Annotated in this window: 23 protein-coding genes and 1 riboswitch; of the genes, 18 read left to right on the forward strand and 5 right to left on the reverse strand. The window is 46.8% G+C overall.

Annotated elements, in window-relative coordinates; translation table 11 throughout:
• Window positions 1–411: 411 nt before the first annotated feature.
• Together EDC63_RS11715 and thiC are read right to left on the reverse strand one after the other, a co-directional pair.
• Complete coding sequence (locus EDC63_RS11715; protein ID WP_124945421.1) at window positions 412–1,233, reverse strand: undecaprenyl-diphosphate phosphatase; 822 nt, start codon at window positions 1,231–1,233, stop codon at window positions 412–414.
• Between the two features lie 136 nt (window positions 1,234–1,369).
• Complete coding sequence (gene thiC, locus EDC63_RS11720; RefSeq protein WP_124945422.1) at window positions 1,370–3,241, reverse strand: phosphomethylpyrimidine synthase ThiC; 1,872 nt, start codon at window positions 3,239–3,241, stop codon at window positions 1,370–1,372.
• A 25-nt stretch (window positions 3,242–3,266) separates the two neighbouring features.
• Window positions 3,267–3,377, reverse strand: a riboswitch (TPP riboswitch).
• A 77-nt stretch (window positions 3,378–3,454) separates the two neighbouring features.
• Between thiC and EDC63_RS11725 the strand changes: the two genes are divergently transcribed.
• The 3 genes from EDC63_RS11725 to EDC63_RS11735 are packed head-to-tail and all read left to right on the forward strand — an operon-like array spanning window position 3,455 to window position 5,770.
• A complete protein-coding gene (locus EDC63_RS11725; protein ID WP_124945519.1) occupies window positions 3,455–4,108 on the forward strand; it encodes a protein-L-isoaspartate O-methyltransferase family protein in 654 nt (217 codons plus the stop codon).
• Between the two features lie 21 nt (window positions 4,109–4,129).
• Complete coding sequence (locus EDC63_RS11730) at window positions 4,130–4,453, forward strand: rhodanese-like domain-containing protein (protein WP_124945423.1); 324 nt, start codon at window positions 4,130–4,132, stop codon at window positions 4,451–4,453.
• A gap of 9 nt (window positions 4,454–4,462) precedes the next feature.
• Window positions 4,463–5,770, forward strand: coding sequence for a TolC family outer membrane protein (locus tag EDC63_RS11735; protein WP_124945424.1), 1,308 nt, complete (start codon window positions 4,463–4,465; stop codon window positions 5,768–5,770).
• 4 nt (window positions 5,771–5,774) lie between these two features.
• Here the strand turns inward: EDC63_RS11735 and EDC63_RS11740 are convergent, their stop codons facing one another.
• The 3 genes from EDC63_RS11740 to waaC are packed head-to-tail and all read right to left on the reverse strand — an operon-like array spanning window position 5,775 to window position 8,920.
• Window positions 5,775–6,650 (reverse strand): Kdo hydroxylase family protein, encoded by an 876-nt coding sequence (locus tag EDC63_RS11740; RefSeq protein WP_124945425.1) that lies wholly within the window; start codon window positions 6,648–6,650, stop codon window positions 5,775–5,777.
• Window positions 6,651–6,704: 54 nt separating this feature from the next.
• A complete protein-coding gene (gene waaA, locus EDC63_RS11745; RefSeq protein ID WP_124945426.1) occupies window positions 6,705–7,964 on the reverse strand; it encodes a lipid IV(A) 3-deoxy-D-manno-octulosonic acid transferase in 1,260 nt (419 codons plus the stop codon).
• Window positions 7,961–8,920 carry a lipopolysaccharide heptosyltransferase I gene (gene waaC / locus EDC63_RS11750; protein WP_124945427.1) on the reverse strand — a complete coding sequence of 320 codons (960 nt, stop codon included), beginning with the start codon at window positions 8,918–8,920 and terminating at the stop codon, window positions 7,961–7,963. The genes waaA and waaC overlap by 4 nt, the downstream gene beginning before the upstream one ends.
• A gap of 50 nt (window positions 8,921–8,970) precedes the next feature.
• On the opposite strand from waaC, the gene EDC63_RS11755 reads away from it, so the two are divergent.
• The 15 genes from EDC63_RS11755 (at window position 8,971) to pseG (ending at window position 23,012) form a co-directional block, all read left to right on the forward strand.
• Complete coding sequence (locus EDC63_RS11755) at window positions 8,971–9,750, forward strand: glycosyltransferase family 2 protein (RefSeq protein ID WP_275937702.1); 780 nt, start codon at window positions 8,971–8,973, stop codon at window positions 9,748–9,750.
• A 60-nt stretch (window positions 9,751–9,810) separates the two neighbouring features.
• On the forward strand, window positions 9,811–10,815 hold the full coding sequence (locus EDC63_RS11760) for an NAD-dependent epimerase (protein ID WP_124945428.1): 1,005 nt from the start codon (window positions 9,811–9,813) through the stop codon (window positions 10,813–10,815).
• Between the two features lie 18 nt (window positions 10,816–10,833).
• Window positions 10,834–11,904, forward strand: coding sequence for a dTDP-glucose 4,6-dehydratase (gene rfbB / locus EDC63_RS11765; protein ID WP_124945429.1), 1,071 nt, complete (start codon window positions 10,834–10,836; stop codon window positions 11,902–11,904).
• Window positions 11,901–12,776 carry a glucose-1-phosphate thymidylyltransferase RfbA gene (gene rfbA / locus EDC63_RS11770; protein ID WP_124945430.1) on the forward strand — a complete coding sequence of 292 codons (876 nt, stop codon included), beginning with the start codon at window positions 11,901–11,903 and terminating at the stop codon, window positions 12,774–12,776. The genes rfbB and rfbA overlap by 4 nt, the downstream gene beginning before the upstream one ends.
• Window positions 12,777–13,319 carry a dTDP-4-dehydrorhamnose 3,5-epimerase gene (gene rfbC, locus EDC63_RS11775; protein WP_124945431.1) on the forward strand — a complete coding sequence of 181 codons (543 nt, stop codon included), beginning with the start codon at window positions 12,777–12,779 and terminating at the stop codon, window positions 13,317–13,319.
• A gap of 84 nt (window positions 13,320–13,403) precedes the next feature.
• Window positions 13,404–13,808 (forward strand): type VII toxin-antitoxin system MntA family adenylyltransferase antitoxin, encoded by a 405-nt coding sequence (gene mntA, locus EDC63_RS11780; RefSeq protein ID WP_124945432.1) that lies wholly within the window; start codon window positions 13,404–13,406, stop codon window positions 13,806–13,808.
• Entirely contained in the window at window positions 13,793–14,227 is a 435-nt protein-coding gene (hepT, locus tag EDC63_RS11785; RefSeq protein WP_124945433.1) for a type VII toxin-antitoxin system HepT family RNase toxin, read from the forward strand. The genes mntA and hepT overlap by 16 nt, the downstream gene beginning before the upstream one ends.
• 8 nt (window positions 14,228–14,235) lie before the next feature.
• A complete protein-coding gene (gene rfbD / locus EDC63_RS11790) occupies window positions 14,236–15,132 on the forward strand; it encodes a dTDP-4-dehydrorhamnose reductase (RefSeq protein WP_124945434.1) in 897 nt (298 codons plus the stop codon).
• A gap of 173 nt (window positions 15,133–15,305) precedes the next feature.
• On the forward strand, window positions 15,306–15,707 hold the full coding sequence (locus tag EDC63_RS11795) for a MarR family EPS-associated transcriptional regulator (protein WP_124945435.1): 402 nt from the start codon (window positions 15,306–15,308) through the stop codon (window positions 15,705–15,707).
• A gap of 26 nt (window positions 15,708–15,733) precedes the next feature.
• A complete protein-coding gene (gene pseB / locus EDC63_RS11800; protein ID WP_124945436.1) occupies window positions 15,734–16,732 on the forward strand; it encodes a UDP-N-acetylglucosamine 4,6-dehydratase (inverting) in 999 nt (332 codons plus the stop codon).
• Window positions 16,732–17,892, forward strand: coding sequence for a UDP-4-amino-4,6-dideoxy-N-acetyl-beta-L-altrosamine transaminase (gene pseC, locus EDC63_RS11805; protein WP_124945437.1), 1,161 nt, complete (start codon window positions 16,732–16,734; stop codon window positions 17,890–17,892). Before pseB ends, pseC begins: the two co-directional genes overlap by 1 nt.
• A complete protein-coding gene (locus EDC63_RS11810; protein ID WP_124945438.1) occupies window positions 17,892–18,758 on the forward strand; it encodes an aldo/keto reductase in 867 nt (288 codons plus the stop codon). The genes pseC and EDC63_RS11810 overlap by 1 nt, the downstream gene beginning before the upstream one ends.
• Entirely contained in the window at window positions 18,755–20,782 is a 2,028-nt protein-coding gene (locus EDC63_RS11815) for an aminotransferase class III-fold pyridoxal phosphate-dependent enzyme (RefSeq protein ID WP_124945439.1), read from the forward strand. The genes EDC63_RS11810 and EDC63_RS11815 overlap by 4 nt, the downstream gene beginning before the upstream one ends.
• A complete protein-coding gene (locus EDC63_RS11820; protein ID WP_124945440.1) occupies window positions 20,782–21,465 on the forward strand; it encodes a PIG-L deacetylase family protein in 684 nt (227 codons plus the stop codon). Before EDC63_RS11815 ends, EDC63_RS11820 begins: the two co-directional genes overlap by 1 nt.
• Window positions 21,462–23,012, forward strand: a complete 1,551-nt coding sequence (gene pseG, locus EDC63_RS11825; protein ID WP_124945441.1) for a UDP-2,4-diacetamido-2,4,6-trideoxy-beta-L-altropyranose hydrolase — start codon at window positions 21,462–21,464, stop codon at window positions 23,010–23,012. Before EDC63_RS11820 ends, pseG begins: the two co-directional genes overlap by 4 nt.
• Window positions 23,013–23,022 lie beyond the last annotated feature (10 nt).

A 23,022-nucleotide genomic window follows, 5' to 3' on the forward strand; every position in this document is an offset into this window, starting at 1 on the left:
CGATGATAGTGTGGATTACCCATGCGAAAGTAGGTCACCGCCAGGCTTCTATTCTAAAAACCCCTCCTAGCACTAGCTTCGAGGGGTTTTTTATTGTCCAGTTTTCGATAATTGAGTTTATTTAACGTAGTTCTGCTAATTATTTAACTAGGGTTATTTGAGTTCTAAAGCTTTGCCAGTGTTGAGCACGCATTTGCGTTGAATCAATTTGGTCCCAAGATAGTATGTTGTATTCCTAGAGTATGTGAGCTTATCTTGAGTAACATATTGAATCGCTGGTTGAACTTTTGGCTAAGTGATTTTCTAAATACCGAATATATCAAGTAGTTATTATATCCACATCATTTTCGCAGGAGAGTTTGCAGTAATGAGTGGAGATAACCTGGGTTTGGCGGTATTTCCGAGTGATTGTTAAATCATAGCCTGGAAGAGTTCAGCACGATAGTAGATGAGTAATATCACACCAAAAATTACCCGGTACCACGCAAACACAATAAAGTTATGATTCGCAATATAGTGCAGTAGCGCTCTGATGGCGAAAAAAGCGCTGATAAAAGCGGTTATGAAACCAACTAAAAATACATTGAGATCGCTGGCATGGAGCAAATCCCAATGCTTGTAAACATCATAGAATGTCGCAGCAAACATGATGGGTATGGCGAGGAAAAAAGAGAACTCGGTGGCAGCTTTTCGGCTTAGCCCGAAATACATACCTCCCATAATGGTTGACCCGGATCGTGACATGCCGGGGATGAGGGCTAAACATTGTGATAAACCCACCTTGAGTGCATCCGGCCAACGAATGTCGTCAACTGTTTCAATGTGCGTAGTCAGTTTTTTCTTTTCAATCCAAAATATGAATAATCCGCCAACGATAAAGGCAATAGCGACAGAAAAAGGATTAAACAAATGCGCTTTGATGGACTTGATAAATAGCAAACCCAAAAAAGCTGCCGGGAAAAATCCAATGGTGATGTTGATGATGAATCGCTGGGAGTTTGCTTCTGATGCAATGCCGCTGATAACAGAACCTATTTTATGCCGGTATTCCCAGCAGACTGCCAGAATTGCTCCTAGCTGAATGACAATCTCAAAAACCTTTCCGACTTCATCATTAAAGCTTAGTAAATCACCGGCTATAATAAGATGACCAGTACTGGAAATGGGTAAGAATTCTGTCAGACCTTCCACTATGCCCAATATGAAAGCCTTGAGCAGGATGATGTAATCCATTGTTGTTATTTTCCCTTAGAATTATGCAATTGCATTAAAAGTGGTTATTGTCGCAGACTAGCAGGTAAAAAAATACCCCTGTAAGAATCAGGCATAACCTTTATCTTGAAGGGGCAATTGTATGTTTCTTGCGTGATTATGCTTTTTTGTAAAGGTCCCCACCGCTTTTAACAAATTCTACTGCTTTAGCTTCCATGCCTTTTTGTAATGCATCGTTCTCAGCAACACCTTGGCTTTGTGCATAATCACGTACATCCTGTGTGATTTTCATGGAGCAGAAGTGAGGGCCGCACATGGAACAAAAATGCGCTACTTTGGCGGAATCTTTTGGTAACGTTGCATCATGGAAAGAACGGGCTCGGTCAGGATCCAAGCCCAGATTGAACTGATCTTCCCAACGGAATTCGAAGCGTGCTTTTGATAGTGCATTGTCTCTTATTTGCGCCCCTGGGTGACCCTTCGCAAGATCTGCAGCGTGCGCGGCAATCTTGTAGGTAATGATGCCTTCCTTTACGTCATCTCTATTCGGTAGCCCCAAGTGCTCTTTTGGCGTGACATAGCAGAGCATGGCGCAGCCGAACCAGCCTATCATGGCAGCACCTATGCCTGAGGTGATGTGGTCATAGCCTGGCGCAATATCTGTAGTAAGTGGGCCGAGTGTATAGAAGGGCGCCTCGTCGCAATGTTTAAGTTGCAATTCCATGTTTTCTTTGATCATGTGCATAGGCACATGGCCTGGGCCTTCAATCATGGTTTGTACGTCGTGCTTCCAGGCAATTTTGGTCAGTTCGCCTAAAGTTTCGAGTTCACCAAACTGTGCGGCATCGTTTGCGTCATAAATTGAACCGGGGCGCAATCCATCACCCAGGCTGAAGGAAACGTCATAGGCCTTCATGATTTCACAAATGTCTTCGAAATGGGTATAGAGGAAGTTTTCCTTGTGATGGGATAAACACCACTTGGCCATAATGGAACCACCGCGGGAGACAATACCAGTCATACGTTTGGCTGTCATAGGGACATAACGAAGCAAAACACCCGCGTGGATGGTGAAATAGTCCACACCTTGTTCTGCTTGCTCAATCAGGGTGTCGCGGAAGATTTCCCATGTCAGGTCTTCTGCTTTGCCATCTACTTTTTCCAATGCTTGATAGATGGGCACGGTGCCAATGGGGACAGGGCTGTTGCGCACGATCCATTCACGTGTTTCGTGAATGTTTTTACCTGTGGACAGGTCCATAATCGTATCGGAGCCCCAACGGGTTCCCCATGTCATTTTTTCTACTTCTTCCTGAATCGAGGAAGATACTGCTGAATTGCCAATATTACCGTTAATTTTAACCAGAAAATTTCGACCAATAATCATCGGTTCCACTTCGGGATGGTTGATATTGGCTGGAATAATCGCACGGCCACGGGCGACTTCATCTCTGACAAATTCTGGTGTGATGATTTTAGGAATTGCCGCACCAAAATGTTCGCCGGGATGCTGTTGTGTGAAAATTTCAGACAAGTTGTCTCTGCGCTGGTTTTCTCGAATCGCAATATATTCCATTTCAGGGGTGATGATGCCTTTGCGGGCATAATGCATCTGACTGACATTCATGCCGGATTTAGCACGTCTTGGTTGGCGTTGCAGATTAAAGCGAAGTTCTTTCAGTTTTGGGTCGTTGAGGCGTTCCTGACCAAATCCGGATGAAGGGCCCTTCAACAGCTCTGTATCATCGCGTTCTTCTATCCAAGGGGTGCGAACGGATGGCAGCCCGGTACGGATGTCAATTTTGACATCTGGGTCCGTGTAAGGGCCGGAAGTGTCGTAAACAAATATGGGTGGGTTGGTTTCGGCACCAAAACTGGCGGTGGTGTCACTTTGACTGATTTCCCGCATAGGGACGCGAATGTCGTCGCGTGAGCCTTGGACGTAGACTTTGCGTGAGTTGGGAAGCGGTTTGATAGCAGCTTCGGCAGCATGGGCGACATCAGTTAAAAATTGGGGATTGGCATTCATGGTACACTCCTTGGGCGACGTAGGAGCGTTGAAAACAACGCTTCCCTACGACGGTATGATCCGTATCAGGTTCAAAGGGTATTTCTCACCCTGCAGAAGGGGATAATTTTTCCTGCAGGGACCCCTAGCTATGGGTGTGAAATTACTGGATTTATGAAATAATTGCAAGTTATCGTTACAGTTTAGCAGAGAAATCGGAGCAACCGGATGACTATGGATATTGAGAAAGCACGCTTTAATATGGTGGAGCAGCAAATCCGACCATGGGATGTATTGGATCAGGGTGTACTGAATCTTCTGTTCAAGGTAAAGCGGGAAGAATTCGTGCCGCTTGCTTACCAAGGCCTTACCTTTGTGGATATGGAAATTCCACTGGGTCACGGGGAAGTAATGCTTTCGCCAAAACTCGAAGCACGGATTCTTCAGGAAGTGGCGGTCAAAAAAACCGATAAGGTATTGGAAGTGGGAACTGGCAGCGGTTATATGACTGCATTGTTGGCACACGAGGCAATGCATGTCTATAGTGTTGAGATTATTCCTGAGTTCAAAATGCAGGCAGATCAAAATCTGAAAGCGCACGGGATAACCAATGCTACTTTGGAGATTGGCGATGCAGCGTGTGACTGGAATCGACAAGGTCCATATGATGTGATTATCCTGACTGGATCAGTGCCGGTGATTCCGGAGAAATTTAAACAAAATCTGACTACGGGTGGCAGGTTATTTGTTGTAGAGGGTGATGCTCCTCTGATGGAGGCTAAACTGATTACCTGTGTTGCAGATGGCGTGTATAACACCGTGGTGCTGTTTGAGACATGTATTGCCCCGTTGAAAAATGTGCTGCAACCTCAGCGTTTTGTGTTTTAGTATTTAATAGTGGTGTGAGTTATGCAACAAATTAGCCCTGATGGATTGCAGCAATGGCTGGGCGATCAAACGCGGGTGCAGCCTTTTTTACTGGATGTGCGCGAACCTTGGGAGTATGAAACTTGTCATATTGAAGGTTCCAGATTAATTCCGATGAATCAGGTCCCCGACAAGTTTGAAGGTTTGGATAAAATGGCTGATATTGTGGTCATTTGCCATCACGGTGTGCGTAGCTACCGTGTCGCTCAATTTTTGGAACATTATGGGTTTGCCAAGGTTTATAATTTACAAAGTGGTGTGGATGGTTGGGCCAAAGAAGTGGATCCCGCCATGCGACTATATTAAGAGGAAAGTATGAAACGTCTATCAATTCTGATGGTTGGAATGGCTTTCAGCCCTGTACTTCATGCTGAAAATATGATGGATGCCTACCGTGAGGCACAAAGTCATGATGCGGTTTTTGCTTCCGCAAAGGCTGCGCATCGTGCCGGTCTGGAAAAATTACCTCAAGGCAGGGCATTGCTGCTGCCTTCGGTCAATTTAAGTGCCGATACCACAGAAAATAGCGTGAAACGCGAAGGCGCGGCGCGGACCAATTACAATTCATATGGCTATACATTAGCCTTGAGCCAGCCGATTTTCCGCAAGCAGAACTTTGCACAGTATGAGCAATCAAAACAGCAGGTAACACAAGCCGAGGCGCAGCTGGCGATTGCTAAACAGGATTTGATTTTACGCGTTGCCCAAGCTTACTTTGATGCTTTGCTGGCGCAGGATAATGTGGCGTTTGCGTCCAGTTATAAAACGGCTATTTCTGAACAGCTTGCGCAAGCCAAGCGTAATTTTGAGGTGGGTACGGCGACGATTACGGATACCCATGAAGCTCAGGCTCGATTTGATTTGGCGACTTCACAAGAAATTGCGGCGCGTAATGATCTGGAAGTCAAAAAATTTGCATTGCAGAAAGTGATTGGCAAAATTCCGTCTTCACTCTCTAGATTGAGTGATAAGCTCCCCCTTAAAACCCCAGAACCTAATGACATGGAACAGTGGGTGGCTTCTTCTGAGCAACAGAATTTGCAATTTCAAATTCAACAGGCTGCATTTGAAATAGCTAATCAGGAAGTAGAGCGTAATCGTGGCGGTCACTATCCGACGCTTGATGTCGTAGCTTCTTATCGAGATGCAAATAACACCAACCTGAGTTTTGGAATTGGTGGAAATACGCAATCTACTGCCATTGGTTTGCAGTTGAATCTGCCGATTTTTTCTGGCGGTTCGACGAGTTCAAAAGTGCGCGAGGCAGTGGCGAATCAGGATAAGGCGCGGGAAGACCTTGAAGATACGCGACGCCAAGTGGTATTGCAAACTCGTCAGGCTTTTCTGGGTGTAACCAGTGGTGAGGCGCAGGTGCGGGCTTTGGAGCAAGCATTGGTTTCCACCCAAAGTTCGCTGGATTCCACCAAGTTGGGTTTTGAAGTCGGAGTGAGAACCAGCGTGGATGTGCTGAATGCGCAGCAACAGTTGTTTAGTGCTAAACGGGATCTGTCGCAGGCGCGTTACACTTATATTATGAATCAGCTCAAGCTCAAATCTGCTGTTGGTACTCTGGGCGAAGCAGATCTGGAGCAGGTTAACAGTTTGTTGGCGCAAGCCAAGTAACTTACTAAGCGACTAACGGCCTTCCCGTTAGTCGTTCCAGTACTTTCAATGGTGCAGTTTGCTGATTATGCAACGCGGCCAAAGGCAAATGAAAAGTTTGCTCCAGCATGTACTGTCCCGACATGGCAGCGTGAAGCACTTGGTCGCTGAAAACGATCCAGACGCAGCCTGCGGGAAGTGCGAGTTCCTGTTGTGGCCCATTTTTCTGATAATCCAGATCCGCTTTCATCGTATCGTGTAAATGTAGCATGATGTGGTCGTATTCTGACCGCCGTCCTTTGGTAATACCCAGCTTATCCATCATCCACGCAGAACCGGGGAATGGCGATTTGATTTGTGGCAAATAATGATTGGCCAGACTTTCAAAAGGTTCGCCAACGCGCCAGATTCGAGGCCTGTTGTCAGGGTTGATATTGGCAAATACGCGTAGAATGCGTTCTCCATGGGTTGGTCGCGATGGAAAGGCATCGACGTGAAGGCGTTTATCATCTTTTTTGTAAGAACTAGCTCGTTGCTCAACTTCAAATGGACGGAAACTGGTGCGGCCATGTCCCAAGTGGGGAACGTATTCCGGGAACAAGTCTGAAACTAAATGGGTGGCCTGGCTGGCAAATCGGGCAATCATGGCTTTTAGCTGTGCCAAATCGGATTCATTGCCTTGTGCCCCTTTTATAGCCTTACCGTCATAACTGATATTTTTTGATTTTCCGTCTGACCATTGCGGGGAAAGAAAGCGGGTTTCCTGGGGTGACAGGGTAAATGCGAGGTGCGGTAAAAACAATACCTGCCCATTTTCCAGAGAGCAGATGGCGTCATTCTGAAGTGCGGGAGGGAAAGCTTCTTCCCAGGATGTGATTTCAAAGGTTTGCACTGGGTTCATGTTTTTTTCCAAAGTGGCTGGTTGCGGCAAATATAGCAAATGAAGGTGTCTGCTTCAATCCAAAAAGGGCGATATTAATTTGATGAGTCGATCTGTGGCGCCGCGATGTGCTTGGCTAAAAAGGAGGGCTGATTCGGCCATTTTAATGCGCTGCGTGTTACTTAGCAGTAGTTCATCGGTTTTCTGGGCAAGCTCGATAAAGTTTTCTATTCTGATCGCAGCGCCTGAATCGACTGCCTGCTTTGCGACATCAGTAAAATTAAAGGTATGTGGGCCGATAAGTGCTGGTACGCCCATCGCACTGGCTTCAATCAGGTTTTGCCCACCATAAGGCAGCAGGCTACCGCCAATAAAGGCAATATCGCAGGCTCCATAGTAGGCAAATAATTCTCCCATTGTGTCGCCCAAAACCACTTTAGTATCTTCAGCAATGGGCAGGTTGTCGCTCTTACGCTGAAATTGAATGCCATTTTGCTCAAGGAGTACCGCTACTTCATCAAAGCGTTGCGGGTGGCGCGGCACGATAACCGTCAGAATATTCGGGGTGTTGATATGGGTGAGTGCTTCTAAAATTAACGCCTCTTCTCCGTCCCGTGTGCTTGAAGCTAGAAAAACTGGGCGGTCGGCACCAAATTGTATTCTGAGTGTTTCGCCTTGTGTTTTAGCGGTTTCTGGCGGGGTGACATCGAATTTCAAATTGCCACTGATGGTGACAGAGGTCGCGCCAAGCTGGTGTAGGCGTGCTGCATCGTCTTCAGTTTGGGCCGAGATCACTTCGAGCGATTTTAGTGCCTCATTTGTTAAATGCGGAAGGCGAGCATATTTTTTGGCTGATTTGTCGGACAGGCGTGCATTGGCTAAAATCAGTGGAATTTGGCTTCTTTTGCATGCGTGGATCAGATTGAACCATATTTCTGTTTCCATCAAAATGCCAATTGCAGGCTTAAAGTGTTGTAAAAAACGTTGTGCCGCAAACGGATAGTCATAGGGTAAGTAGCAGCGCAGGACGTTTTCACCAAATAGCATTTCACTGGTTTCTCGGCCAGTAGGCGTCATATGGGTGAGTAAAATCTGGTGCTGGGGATATTTTGCTTGCAAGGCTTTTACTAATGGGACAGCAGCGCGAGTTTCTCCAACAGAAACAGCGTGGATCCAGATAAGGGGTTTCAGTGGCAGGATGCTATAGAAACCAAAGCGTTCTCTAATATGCTTGTGATAGGCTGGTTGACGACGTCCGCGCCACAGCAATCGCCATGCGACATATGGCAGCAATAAAAAGAGCAAAACAGTATATATGGTACGGTTTCTGATCATGCTTTATTTACTGCTTCTACGGCGCTAATGACTTCCGCAACAGTTGGTGGGGTGCCAAAGTTGCCCAGGTTGCGTATGGGGCTATCTGCATACAGACCATTTACCGCCGGGTCGGAGCCACAGAAAATAGCCACAACAGGCTTTTGGAGGGCTGCAGTCAGATGCACCAGTCCTGTATCTACGCCAACTACGCCTCTAGCATGGGCGAGCATGGCTGCAGCCTCTTCCAGGCGCATGGCAGGGGGTACGATTGCGTCAGGGATCAGTTCTGCAAGGCGTTTGCTGCGCGCATGTTCACTGGAATTACCCCAAGGTAATATACATATGATTCCTTGATTTTTATAATAAGCACCTAGTTCTATCCATGCAGACTCAGGCCAGAGTTTCTCATTTCGGCTCGTGGCGTGAAGTAATACCGCATAGGGATTTTCAGGGAGCCATGATGGTGTCAGGGCAGGCGCAACAATGCCATAATTAATATGCGGCTCAGGCTTGTATCCAAACGTTTGTGCTGCGAGCAGCCGATAACGGTCAACAGCATGACGTGTTTTATCAACAGAAAATTTCTTGTTGTAGAAAAGAGTAGCTAAAGGTTCCCAGGCACTGTCCCAAGCGAATCCACAACGCGTGCCTTTTGCAATTCGAGTAATAAGCGCACTTTTCATCAAACCTTGTGTATCGAGCACAATATCGTACTGCTTGTTTTGCAGTTTTTGTTTGAAGTCCTTGATCTCATGCCATGTGGAGCGCTTGAAAAGGTTTTTCCTCCAGCGCCGGATGGAAACAGGGATTATCGTTTTTACCCCGGGATGCATCTTGGGAATATCTGAGAATGGCGCTTCCACAACCCAGTCGATTTGGGCGTCTGGGAAATGGGAAAGAATGTCCGTTACCACGGGTAAATTGTTAATCACATCTCCCATGGAGGAGGTTTTTACAAGTAATATGTTGATCATCCGCCTATTTTAACGTAACGGGCGGCTCAGTTTCGCATAAAATAGCGAGCATGATGCAAAATACAAATAAGAACACTCGACAGCCATTATCTGTGACCATTGTTGCACTGAATGCAGCGCATCAGATCACTGCCTGTCTGGAATCCGTCGCGTTCGCCGATGAAATTGTGGTGGTCGATTCAGGTAGCACGGACGCTACGCTGGAGATTGCTCGCAAACATGGTGCGCGTGTAATCCATCAGGATTGGTTGGGTTTTGGCCCTCAAAAACAATTTGCTGTAACACAGGCGAGTTATGATTGGGTGTTGTGTCTGGATTGCGATGAACGTATTAGTGAGGGTTTGCGTCAATCTATCGAAGCTGCCTTGGTAAATCCGGAATATCAGGCTTATCAAATGCCACGGTGCAACCGTTTTATGGGACGCTGGTTAAGGCATGGTGAAGGTTATCCAGACTGGAGTTTACGCTTGTTTAATCGTCATGTGGCTGGTTGGAGCGAAGATGCCGTGCATGAGAAAGTAATCACTGCGACAACGGTGTGCAGGCTCAAAGGTGATCTCCTGCATGAGTCGGCAGAAAGTCTGGATACTTATCTGGAAAAGCAAAATCGTTATACGACACTTCAGGCGCAAAAAATGGCCGACCTGGGGAAGCTGGCCAGTTTGGTGCAACTGATATTCAGCCCGGTGTTAAGGTTTATCAAGTTTTACTTTGTTCGCTTGGGATTTCTCGATGGTTTGCCGGGTTTGGTGCATATATCAATTGGTTGTTTTAATAGTTTTATAAAATACGCCAAACTGAAAGCCCTGTCGCGCAAAGATGAGGGTTAAAGGCACATCGTATTCCATGCTAATATGTCACAAACATTAATATTCCGAGAAGCAAAAACAATGAAAATTCTGGTTACCGGCGCGGCAGGTTTTATCGGCATGCATGTCGCCAAGCGCTTGTTAGCACGTGGGGATGAAGTGGTAGGCGTAGATAATCTCAACGATTATTACGATGTCCAGTTGAAGCAGGACCGACTTGAACAGCTAAAGCCACACGATAATTTCCGTTTTGTTAAGATGGATATCGCAGATCGTGAGGCTATGGCGGCACTGTTTGCCAAGGAGAAGTTTCAGCGGGTCATCAATCTGGCCGCGCAACCCGGCGTAAGATATTCACTTAAAAATCCCCACGCCTATATCAATAGCAATATTGTCGGGTTTACCAATGTTCTCGAAGGCTGTCGCCACAATAATGTAGAGCATCTGGTTTATGCCAGCAGTTCCAGTGTTTATGGCGCCAACAGTAACATGCCATTTTCTGTGCACCAGAATGTGGATCATCCCGTTAGTCTTTACGCGGCGACCAAAAAAGCCAGTGAATTGATGGCGCATACCTACAGCCATCTTTATAACCTGCCCACAACTGGTTTGCGTTTTTTTACGGTATACGGACCTTGGGGTCGGCCGGATATGTCGCCCTCTTTATTTACAAGCGCAATTGTGGAAAACAGGCCGATAGATGTATTCAATGAGGGAAAAATGCAACGTGATTTTACCTATGTTGATGATATCGTTGAAGGGGTTGTCAGAGTGCTGGATCGGATTGCAACTCCCGATCCTGAATTTGACACCAATCAGCCGGATCCGGCTACAAGCTATGCACCTTACCGCCTATACAACATCGGTAACCACGAACCCGTTCAGCTAATGGCATTTATTGAAACCATTGAAAAAGCAGTTGGCAAAACGGCGGTTAAAAATATGCTACCGATGCAGGCGGGTGATGTGGTGGCTACTTATGCAGATGTGGAAGATTTGAAGCAGGCAGTTGGGTTCGAACCTAAAACACCGTTGGCATCTGGGATTGGCAAGTTTGTGGAATGGTATAAGTCGTACTATAAATAGTAACTGGCAGGAATTGATATGATATTGGTCACTGGTGGCGCTGGATTTATCGGCTCGAATTTCATTCTGAACTGGATTGCTGCTACTGGTGAACCAGTGGTGAATCTGGACAAGTTGACGTACGCGGGTAATCTGGAAAATCTGGTTAGCTTGAAACAGGATGCACGTCACATATTTGTTCACGGTGATATCAATGACCGGACGCTGGTTTCGAAACTGCTAGAACAGCATCGACCTCGTGCCATTCTCCATTTTGCGGCAGAAAGTCATGTGGACAGGTCTATTCATGGCCCTGAAGATTTTATTCAAACGAATATTACCGGCACATTTCACTTGCTGGAAGAAGTAAGGGCTTATTGGCAGAGTTTAGCAGCGGCGGAAAAAAACGCATTTCGGTTTTTGCATGTATCGACTGACGAAGTGTATGGTTCGCTCGGCGCTGATGATGCTCCTTTCAGCGAAACTACACCCTATGCACCGAATAGCCCCTATTCTGCTTCCAAGGCGGCTTCGGATCATTTGGTGCGAGCCTATCATCACACTTATGGCCTGCCTGTACTTACTACCAATTGTTCCAACAATTACGGCCCCTACCAGTTTCCTGAAAAACTCATCCCGCTCATTATGTTGAATGCCTTAAATGGTAAGGCTTTGCCGATTTATGGGGATGGTATGAATGTTCGGGATTGGTTATATGTAGGGGATCATTGCGATGCTATTTGTGCAGTGTTAGCCAAGGGGCATTTAGGTGAAACCTACAATATAGGCGGCTGGAACGAGATGACCAATCTTGATGTGGTACACACGGTTTGTGCCATTCTTGACAAACTTCATCCGGACTCCCCTGTTACACCTCACGCTTCATTGATTACTTATGTGAAAGATCGTCCAGGACATGACCGGCGTTATGCCATTGATGCGCGTAAAATTGAACAGGAACTTGGCTGGAAACCCAAAGAAAATTTCGAAACCGGCATCCAAAAAACCGTTCAGTGGTATCTGGATAATATGCAGTGGGTGGAAAACATCACCAGTGGCACATACCAAAAATGGGTCGATAAAAATTACGGTGGAAGGAACGTTTCATGAAAGGCATTATTTTAGCAGGGGGTTCCGGCACTCGCCTCTACCCTGTAACGCAGGCGGTTTCCAAGCAACTATTGCCGATTTACGACAAACCAATGATCTATTATCCCCTTGCTACGCTCATGCTGGCAGGTATTAGGGATATTTTGATTATTTCTACACCGCAGGATACGCCCAGATTTACACAGTTATTGGATGACGGCAGTCGCTGGGGCTTAAATATTACTTATGCAGTTCAGGCAGAGCCGGAAGGCATCGCCCAGGCATTTATTATTGGCAAGAAATTTATAGCCAATGAACCTTGTGCGCTGGTGCTGGGAGATAATATTTTTCATGGCCACGAACTTGCTGAAGATTTACAGGCGGCTACAAAGAAACAACAGGGAGCCACAGTATTTGCTTATCCGGTAAATGATCCAGAGCGCTATGGTGTGGTGGAATTTGATCAATCCGGCAAAGCGTTAAGTATCGAAGAAAAGCCAGTAAAACCAAAATCCCGGTACGCAGTAACAGGGCTCTATTTTTACGACAATCAAGTTGTTGATATCGCCACTTCGCTGAAACCCTCGCCAAGAGGGGAGCTTGAAATAACCGATGTTAACAAGATTTATTTGGCAAAAGGTGAGCTTGATGTAGGCGTCATGGGCCGTGGAATGGCTTGGCTGGATACGGGCACGCATGAGTCGCTTTTGGAAGCATCCCTCTTTATACAAACCATCGAAAAGCGTCAAGGGCTCAAGATTGCCTGTCCCGAAGAAATCGCGTTTCGTATGGGGTACATAACACCAGCGCAATTAGAAGTGCTTGCTATCCCGTTAAGTAAAAATGGCTATGGGCAATATCTGTTAGAGATTCTTACGGAGAAAGTGTTTTAAATGAATGTAATTAAAACAGCTATTCCCGATGTACTGATTCTTGAACCCAAAGTCTTTGGGGATGAGCGTGGTTTTTTTTATGAAAGCTATAACAAGCGCATTATGGAAGCAGCGGGGATTGTTGGGGATTTCGTGCAGGATAACCATTCCCGCTCTGCAAAAGGCGTGTTGCGCGGCCTGCATTATCAGATCAAGCAACCTCAAGGCAAGTTAGTCAGGGTGACATTTGGAGAAGTGTTTGACGTTGCAGTGGATATTCGCAAAAACTCCCCCTCGTTTGGTAAATGGGTGGGAATCAGCCTTTCGTCGGAAAACAAGCGTATGGCATGGATACCACCTGGGTTTGCTCATGGTTTTCTAGTGATGTCTGATTACGCCGAGTTTTTATACAAGACTACAGATTACTGGGCGCCTGAGCATGAGCGCTGCATTGCATGGGATGATTCTGATCTAGCGATAAACTGGCCGCTTCAAAGTGATCCGCAACTCTCTGGTAAAGATAAGCAGGGTTGGTTGTTTAAAAATGCCGATGTTTTTGTTTGAATTGCCTAGGTTTTCGGTGGCGCCCCTGCAATCTGCTTCTGTGCGATACAATGTACAATCCCTCAATAAATTTGGGAAATTATAATGAGTACGCCTCACTCACTTCTTAAACAAACGATCCTGGATGCTATAAGCAAACACCCCGATATTCGATTGGCCATACTGTTTGGTTCGTTGGCGTCTGGCAAAGAGCGCAAAGAAAGTGATTTGGATCTCGCTATTGACGTTGGGCACACTATTTCTGCAAGTGAGAAAATCGCACTCATAAATGAATTGGCGTTGGCAATTGCCCGTCCCATTGACTTGGTAGACCTAATGGCTGTTGGTGAGCCGTTGCTAGGACAAATATTACGCCATGGAAGAAAAATACTTGGTGAAGACAGGCAGTATGCAGAATTAATAAGCAGACACCTATTTGATCAAAGTGATTTTCTTCCCTACAGGAATAGAATTCTTGCGGAAAGGAGGATGGCGTGGATAGGGAAGTAATCGAGCAAAAGCTCGAGTCTTTGCGCCGCTGTCTTAAACGGATAGCAGAAAAATGCCCGACTGAATCAGAGAAATTAATAAATGATTTAGATTTGCAGGATATTATCGCCCTCAACCTTAGTAGGGCTGTTCAATTATGTGTAGATATTGGCGCACATCTGATTGCCGGGATGGAAGTGACTCCTCCAGACACCATGGGCCAAACTTTCGATATCTTGGCACAAGAAGGTCTCATGCAACCGCATCTAGCGTTGCGGCTAAAAAAAGCTGTAGGGTTTCGTAATATTGCAGTGCATAACTACGAAGTAATTAATTGGCTAATAGTCCATGCCATTGCACAACATCACCTAGCCGATTTTAATGAATTTGCCAAAATGGTTGCAACCAGATTGGAAAATGAAAACCACTTTAGGGAATAACATTTCCAATGAAAATTCTGCTCATCGGAAAAAATGGTCAGGTTGGCTGGGAACTCCAAAGAACATTAGCTACTTTAGGGGACGTCATCCCGGTAGACAGAAACCAAATGGATCTAGCCAATCCGGATTCCATTCGCGCAGTAATTCGCGAGGCAAAGCCCGATATTATTGTTAATGCAGCCGCCTATACTGCGGTTGATAAAGCTGAATCAGAACCAGAACTTGCCATGGCAATAAATGGGGTAGCCCCAGGTATCATGGCTGAAGAAGCAAAACGGTTGAATGCTTTAGTAGTCCATTATTCCACAGACTATGTATTCGATGGCACTAAGCAAGGTGCATATACTGAAGAAGATATTCCTAATCCAATCAATGTGTACGGCAAAACCAAATTAGCGGGAGAGCAGGCGGTTCAGGCCGTTGATGTGCAGCATATTATTCTCCGTACCAGCTGGGTATATGGAGTACGTGGAAAAAATTTTTTGCTTACCATTTTGCGTCTGGCCAAAGAGCGGGATGAACTTAAAATTGTGGATGACCAGATTGGCGCACCTACCTGGAGCAGGATGATTGCAGAGGCAACGGGGCAAATTCTGGCACAAAAACTCTCACCGTTCTCTATAAATCAGCATTCTTTTTCCGAGTTGTATGGTGTTTATCACCTGACTTCCGGTGGGCAAACCACTTGGTATGGCTTTACAAAAGCTATTCTGCAACATCAATCAGTTATTGATTGCGGCCTTTTGCCAAAATTAATTCCTATTTCTACCAAAGAGTATCCGCTTCCTGCCAAACGCCCCGAAAATTCAGTGTTATCGAGTGGTAGTCTAATAAAAACTTTTGGCTTGACCTTACCAGTTTGGGATCGGGCATTAAGCATTTGTTTGGATGAAATAAATTTTTAAACCGAGTTCAGGTGAGATCTTACGAAACGTACTTAGCAGTGAAATGGGTATGTGGAATAGTAATATCAACACTTTCCTTGATTAGCAAAACAAAAAGTGTTCAAATATTAACTTGTTCAATTGTTGAACGCTTAGTAATTTCTCACGAACGATCTTAGTATTACCAATCCCGAATGTTAAGTGACGAATACCGATACAAGATTTTAAAGCGCCTTGAAACCGAGCCTGAAGTTAGCCAGCGTGAGTTGGCGAAAGAATTAGGTATCAGTCTCGGTAAGGCAAATTATTGTCTTAAGGCATTGGTCGAGAGGGGGTTGGTAAAAGTAAATAATTTTCGTAACAATCAAAATAAAAAAGCTTATATTTATTTCCTTACTACAAAGGGTGTAGAAGAAAAATCAAGAATTACTGTCCAATTTCTTAAATCTAAAATTGTAGAATATGAAACCTTGAAATGTGAGGTAGAGAAACTTCAGTATGAAGCTGAGCAGATTCAAATTTCCAAGAATGGAAATGGATGTAATTCAGAATTTGAGGGGCGCGATCCCATCATTGAACCCATCACTAGTAAATAGATAGTATCTGCCAGGAAATCATTAAAATGCTCAATAACTCGTCAATTCTTATCACCGGGGGTACAGGATCCTTTGGCCATACCTTCGTGCCTATGACGCTGGCAAAATACAACCCGCGTCGTTTAGTTATCTACTCACGCGACGAGATGAAACAGTGGGAAATGGCCAAACTTTATGGCAACGACGAACGGGTACGCTTCTTTATCGGGGATGTACGCGACAAGGACCGTCTTTCGCGTGCACTTGATGGCATTGATTACGTGGTACACGCAGCCGCGACCAAGATCGTTCCAACGGCCGAGTACAACCCATTTGAATGCGTGAAGACCAATGTGTTGGGTGCGATGAACCTGATCGATGCCTGTATAGACCAAAAGGTTAAGCGAGTCGTCGCACTTTCGACCGACAAAGCGAGTAGCCCGGCAAACCTATACGGCGCAACAAAACTCACCTCAGACAAACTATTCGTTGCGGGTAATTCCTACGCAGGTGCTCACGAAACCCGTTTTGGGGTGGTTCGTTACGGCAATGTGATGGGTTCGCGTGGTTCGGTTATCCCATTCTTCCTTTCTATCGCTGACAAAGGGGTATTGCCGATCACCGATGAACGCATGACCCGCTTCATGATCACTTTGGAGCAGGGTGTCGATCTTGTGTGGCATGCCTTCGAAGATATGGTGGGTGGGGAAATCTACGTCAAGAAGATCCCTTCCATGAAGGTGACCGATATTGCCCGCGCCGTTGCGCCCGATGCCCATCATGAAGTCGTCGGTATTCGCCCCGGGGAAAAGCTCCACGAGCAGATGCTCGGCACGGAAGATGCGCTGCATACCTATGAATACCCCGATCATTTCAAAATTCTGCCAGCAATTCATAATTGGAGTAATGACCCCGCTCGCATTAATGGCGGGAAAAAAGTTGCTGAAGACTTCACCTACTGCTCGGACAATAATGCTGAGTGGATGAGCGTTGAGGCGCTGCGCACTTGGATTGAGCATAATCGCAACAAAATTGGGAACATCTGATGCATATTCCCTATGGGCGACAGAACATAAACGAGGCTGACATCCAGTCAGTTATTGATGTCCTGCGCTCTGATTTCCTAACTCAGGGCCCGGCAGTTCCTGCTTTTGAGAATGCAGTAGCTGAGTATTGTGGTGCACGGCATGCGGTTGCGGTTAATAGTGCTACATCAGCCTTGCACATTGCTTGCCTTTCCCTTGGGGTTGGCTCAGGTGATTCCGTCTGGACCAGTCCAATAACCTTTGTGGCTAGTGCCAACTGTGCCCGCTATTGTGGTGCTGACGTCGATTTTGTAGACATCGCCCCGCGTACTTACAACATGAGCGTTGTACGGTTGAAAGAAAAGCTGCTGCAGGCCGAGGCTAAGGGCAGATTGCCCAAGGTTGTGATTCCTGTTCATCTATGCGGTCAACCTTGCGATATGGAAGGCATATACGCGCTTAGTCAGCAATACGGCTTTAAGATCATCGAAGATGCATCGCATGCCATTGGTGGCAAATATCATAATGAACCGATCGGTAACTGTCATTATAGCGACATCACAGTCTTTAGTTTTCACCCGGTCAAGATCATCACCACAGGCGAAGGTGGTATGGCATTGACCAACGATGCAAGTCTTGCCAAGAGCATGCAACTCCTGCGTAGCCACGGTATTACCCGCGACGAGGGGGGCATGACACGCGCTTCGGATGGCCCTTGGTATTACCAGCAAATAGAGTTGGGTTATAACTATCGCATGACTGACCTACAGGCTGCGTTGGGGCTGAGCCAGAAGCAGCGACTGGATGAATTTGTTACTAAGCGCCATTCCTTGGCGCATCGATATGATGATTTGTTGGCTGGCTTGCCAATAACGACACCTTGGCAACACCCAGACAGTTATTCGGGATGGCATCTATATGTGATTCGGCTGAAGCTGAACGAGATAAACAAGTGCCATCTAGATGTATTTGAAGCCTTGCGTGCAGCCGGTATTGGCGTGAATTTGCATTATATTCCTGTGTATCAACAGCCATATTATGAAAGCCTGGGCTTTGGTGCGGGTTATTGCCCAGAAGCGGAACGGTATTACGCTGAGGCGATCAGTTTGCCGATGTATCCGGGCTTGACAGAAGAGCAACAGAACAGTGTAGTGAGTGCCTTGATCGAGGCGATCCGATAATGAGGCTCGTCCTTGGCACAGTCCAATTCGGTTTGCCCTATGGCGTTGCCAATCAAGACGGACAAGTAAGCCGTTCGGTCGCAAAAGACATGCTGAAACTTGCTGAGGCCAATGGCATCGACACGCTCGATACCGCCATCGCATACGGTGAGAGTGAAACTTGCCTGGGTGAAGTGGGCACGCAAGGTTTCAAGCTGGTGACTAAACTACCATCAGTGCCCGTTGATTGTGCTGATGTAAGCGGTTGGGTTCAAGAACAAGTTAACGAATCACTGGCACGCCTTGGTGTGAGTGTGGTGTATGGTCTGTTGCTGCACCGTTCTGAGCAATTGCTTGGCAAAGGCGGCAAAGCACTTTTTCAAACCTTGCAAGGTTTGAAAGAAGCGGGACAAGTGCAAAAGGTAGGTGTCTCCATCTACGATCCAAGCGAATTAGAAGCGCTAATCCCACAATATCGTTTTGATCTGGTACAAGCCCCATTTAATCTTGTAGATCGTCGCCTTCACACCACTGGCTGGCTACAACGACTGAAGCATGTGGGCGTTGAAATTCATGCGCGCTCAGCCTTTTTGCAAGGCCTGTTATTGATGCCGCGAGCCGATATTCCGGCCAAGTTTGCACCGTGGACTGAGCTGTGGGATAAATGGCACAACTGGCTCGCGAGCCATTCAGTTTCAGCAGTCCAGGCATGTTTGGCTTATCCACTCTCTTTTTCAGAAGTTGATCGCGTTGTCATCGGGGCAGACAGTGTGAGCCAGCTGGAGCAAATTATCAGGGCAGCGAACAGTGCTGTGTCAGATGAACTACCAGACCTGCACTGCGATGCAGAGGATTTGATTAACCCATCCCATTGGCCCCGTTTATGAAAATTGTTGCACTCGTTCAAGCCCGTATGGGTTCTACCCGTTTGCCGAACAAAGTTATGAAGCCGATAGGCGGCATACCAATGATTGAGCTGCTGCTCTCACGTTTGTCCCAAGCAAAAATGGTGGATCAGATTGTTGTTGCTACCTCAGTGGATGAACGGAATTTACCGCTAATTCAGCATGTGCAGAAACTCGGCTATGCCTGCGAACAAGGTAGTGAAAATGATGTGCTCGAGCGTTTTGTGCAAGCAGCAAAGACGCACAAGGCTGATGTGGTCGTGCGCATCACAGGCGACTGTCCGCTAGTTGATCCAGAGTTGGTCGATGAAGTTATCCGTCGTTTTAAAGCGGCTGATGTGGACTACTTTAGCAATGTTAGCCCGCCGACCTACCCAGATGGACTAGATATTGAAGTTTGCTCATTTAGGGTGCTGGAGCAAGCCAGTCAAGAAACCGATAAACCCTATGATCGGGAACATGTTACCCCTTATGTACGCGAATCTGGGAAATTCAATACTTCCTCCATGCAGTATGGCCAAGACCTCTCTGCCTTACGTTGGACGGTAGATGAACCCGCTGATTTTGCAGTGATTGAAAAGGTTTTTCAGCACTTTTATCCGCGTACCGATTTTACCTGGAGCGAAGTGCTTAATTTGCAAAACCAGCAGCCGGATATTTTTAACATCAATCAACATTTGAACCGTAACGAAGGAGCCACTATGGGCACCGGTCAGAAACTTTGGAAACGCGCAAAACAAGTTATTCCCGGTGGCAACATGCTGCTCTCCAAACGTGCCGAAATGTTTTTGCCTGATCTATGGCCAGCCTATTTTAGCAAATCCAAAGGCTGCAAAGTGTGGGATCTGGACGGTAAAGAATACATTGATATGTCCATCATGGGTATTGGCACCAATACCTTGGGCTACGGTCATCAGGAAGTGGATGACGCAGTGCGCAAGACCATTGATGCCGGCAATATGTCCACCCTCAATTGCCCGGAAGAAGTATACCTGGCCGAAAAACTGATTGAGATACACCCCTGGGCTGATATGGTGCGTTTCGCGCGCTCAGGCGGCGAAGCTAATGCTATTGCTATTCGTATTGCTCGGGCTGCTACGGGTAAGGATAAAGTAGCCATTTGCGGATATCACGGCTGGCACGATTGGTATCTGTCCGCTAATCTTGGCGATGACAAAAATCTGGCGGGCCATTTGCTTCCGGGTCTGGCGCCCAATGGTGTTCCCCAGAACTTGCGCGGCACAGTCTTTCCATTCAACTACAATAACTACGCCGAACTGGAAGCGCTGGTCAATGCCAATGATATTGGCGTGATCAAAATGGAAGTGGTGCGTAATATGGGCCCCGAAGATAATTTTCTGCACAAGGTGCGCAAACTGGCTACAGATCGCGGCATCGTGCTGATTTTTGATGAATGTACCTCCGGTTTTCGCGAAACTTTTGGCGGCTTGCACAAGAAATACGGCGTCGAGCCGGACATGGCCATGTTTGGCAAGGCAATGGGCAACGGCTATGGCATCACAGCGACTATTGGCAGACGCGAGGTCATGGAAGCGGCTCAAACCACGTTTATCAGCAGCACTTTCTGGACTGAGCGAATCGGGCCGACTGCCGCACTCAAAACGCTAGAAGTTATGCAACGTGTGAAATCCTGGGAGCAAATTACGCAAACTGGATCTGATATCACTAGCAAGTGGAAGGCGCTGGCGGAAAAACATGGCTTATCGATTGCTACTAACGGCTTGCCAGCACTAACAGGATTCTCGTTTAACAGCCAGAATGCGCTGGCTTACAAAACGCTCATTACGCAGGAAATGCTGGCAAAGGGTTATCTGGCCGCGACTAGCGTCTATGTCTGTACCGAGCATACGCCAGAAGTTGTCAGCAATTATTTCGAGGCATTGGCCCCGATATTTGCGCTTATTAGGGAATGTGAAGAAGGCAGAGATGTGATGAGCCTGCTCAAAGGACCTGTGTGTCATGGCGGATTTAAGCGGTTAAACTGATGGCCCACTCCATTCTGATTCTCGCTGCCCACCCAGACGATGAAGTTCTCGGCTGTGGCGGCACCATTGCTAAATTGGCTGATCAAGGTGCTATTGTGCATGTCGCCTTCTTGGCCGATGGTGTTTTTTCACGGGCTGGTGATACGGCAGCGCAGCAGGAAGAACTAAATGTTCGCCGGGCGGCAGCCCGGAAAGCCTGCGCTATTCTGGGAGTGAAGTCGGTGTCTTTTGGAGACTTTCCAGATAATCGTATGGATACAGTTGCGTTGCTCGACATTACCAAAGCAGTTGAGCCTTTGATTGCAGAGCACCAGCCTGAAATGGTGTTTACCCACCATGCAGGTGATGTCAACATAGATCATCGACGTATGCATGAAGCTGTTGTTACAGCCTGCCGTCCACAACTAGGTCATCCGGTTAAGACTTTACTTAGTTTCGAGGTGCCCTCCAGTACCGAATGGCAACTTCCAGGAAGTGCACCAGCCTTCGCGCCTAACTGGTTTGTGGATGTTTCAGATACACTTAATCGTAAGCTTGCAGCACTGGATGCTTATGCGGCAGAACTTCGTGCCTGGCCTCATCCGCGTTCGAGACAAGGTGTAGAGTATTTAGCACGTTGGCGCGGGGCGACTGTAGGCGTAGATGCGGCTGAAGCATTTATGCTAGGACGACAATTGGCATGAAGGTAGTTTTCCGTGTAGATGCCTCTGCAAGAATGGGGGTCGGCCACCTTATGCGTTGCTTGACCCTGGCAGAGGTTCTGCGCGAGCGTGGCGCTCAGATAAGTTTTGTTTGTCGCGAGCACACGGGAAATCTTATTCCATTAGTGCGGCAAAAGGCGATGTCTGTCAAAGCACTACCGACCACGGAAGCAAATGCTACTGAGACTGGCGAAGACTACGCCAGTTGGTTGGGTGTGACACAAGCTGTAGACGCTGAGCAGTCCATCGAAGCACTCAATGGCGAAAAGCCGGATTGGCTGGTGGTGGATCATTACGGGCTTGATATCGAGTGGGAACAAAGGTTGCGCCCACACGTAGGAAAGTTGATAGTGATTGACGATCTGGCCAACCGTCATCACGATTGTGATGTGTTGTTAGATCAGAACTTTTCTGCAGAGGGCGAGCGCCGTTATTCAGGTCTAGTCCCGGATGCCTGCAGGCTGCTGGCAGGGCCCCGTTATGCGTTGCTTCGCCCAGAATATGCGGATTATCGGAGAAAGCACCGTTTCCGTGATGGCCAAGTTAAAAAGGTGTTGGTATTTTTCGGCGGTTCAGATCCGCAGAACATGACCGGGAAAACGCTTGAAGCATTATCCCGTACCGATCTGAAGGATTTGGAAGTAGATGTCGTGGTCGGTGCCAATAATCCTCACCGCAAGTCCATTGAACAGCAGGCGTTTCACAGACCGTTTACTAATTTGCACGAGCCTCGTCCACACTTGGCGGATTTAATGGCAAAAGCAGATTTGGCATTGGGTGCGGGAGGTGCAACGACATGGGAGCGCATGTGTTTAGGGTTGCCAGCAGTAGTTATCTTGATTGCCGAGAATCAGCGCCCGGGAACTGAAGCACTTGCTGCAGTGAAATTGATTCAATATGTGGGCCAAGCTTCAGACATGACTCCAGAAAGTATTTCAAAAGAGGTTGTCGGGTTAATTTCAAATCCTAAACGCTTAATTGAGTTGAGCGTGCAAAATCAGCTTATGGTTGATGGGCTTGGTGCGATGAGAGTTCGGGAAGTCATGATGCCGACTGACACCGTTAAACTCCAACTTCGGGCAGCATACCAAGAGGACATGATTAGCTATTTCAACTGGGCAAATGATCCGGAAGTACGAAAAAATGCAATTCACACTGATCCAGTTCCTTGGGCAGCGCATACAGAATGGTTTACGAAAAAATTGAGTGACCCAAATAGTCATTTGTATGTTTTAGATGCTGCGGGGCTTCCTGTAGGGCAGATTCGATTTGATGAGGAAGGCAAGCAGGCAAGAATTGATTATTCACTCGATACTTTGGTGCGGGGAAGAGGATGGGGCGCAAAACTGGTTTCTCTTGGTTCGGATATATTGCAAAAAATTAAGCCAACAGAATTGCTAGCGGAAGTAAAAACAGAAAACCAGGCATCTCGCTCAGTTTTCTTACGCCTCGGATTTACACTGGATGGAAGTAATGGTGGCCTCTTAATCTTTCATCGCAATCCTGAAAAATCAAATGAAGTACTTTAGAGAGTTTTAG

This window comes from Sulfurirhabdus autotrophica (assembly GCF_004346685.1).
GTDB lineage: Bacteria > Pseudomonadota > Gammaproteobacteria > Burkholderiales > SMCO01 > Sulfurirhabdus > Sulfurirhabdus autotrophica.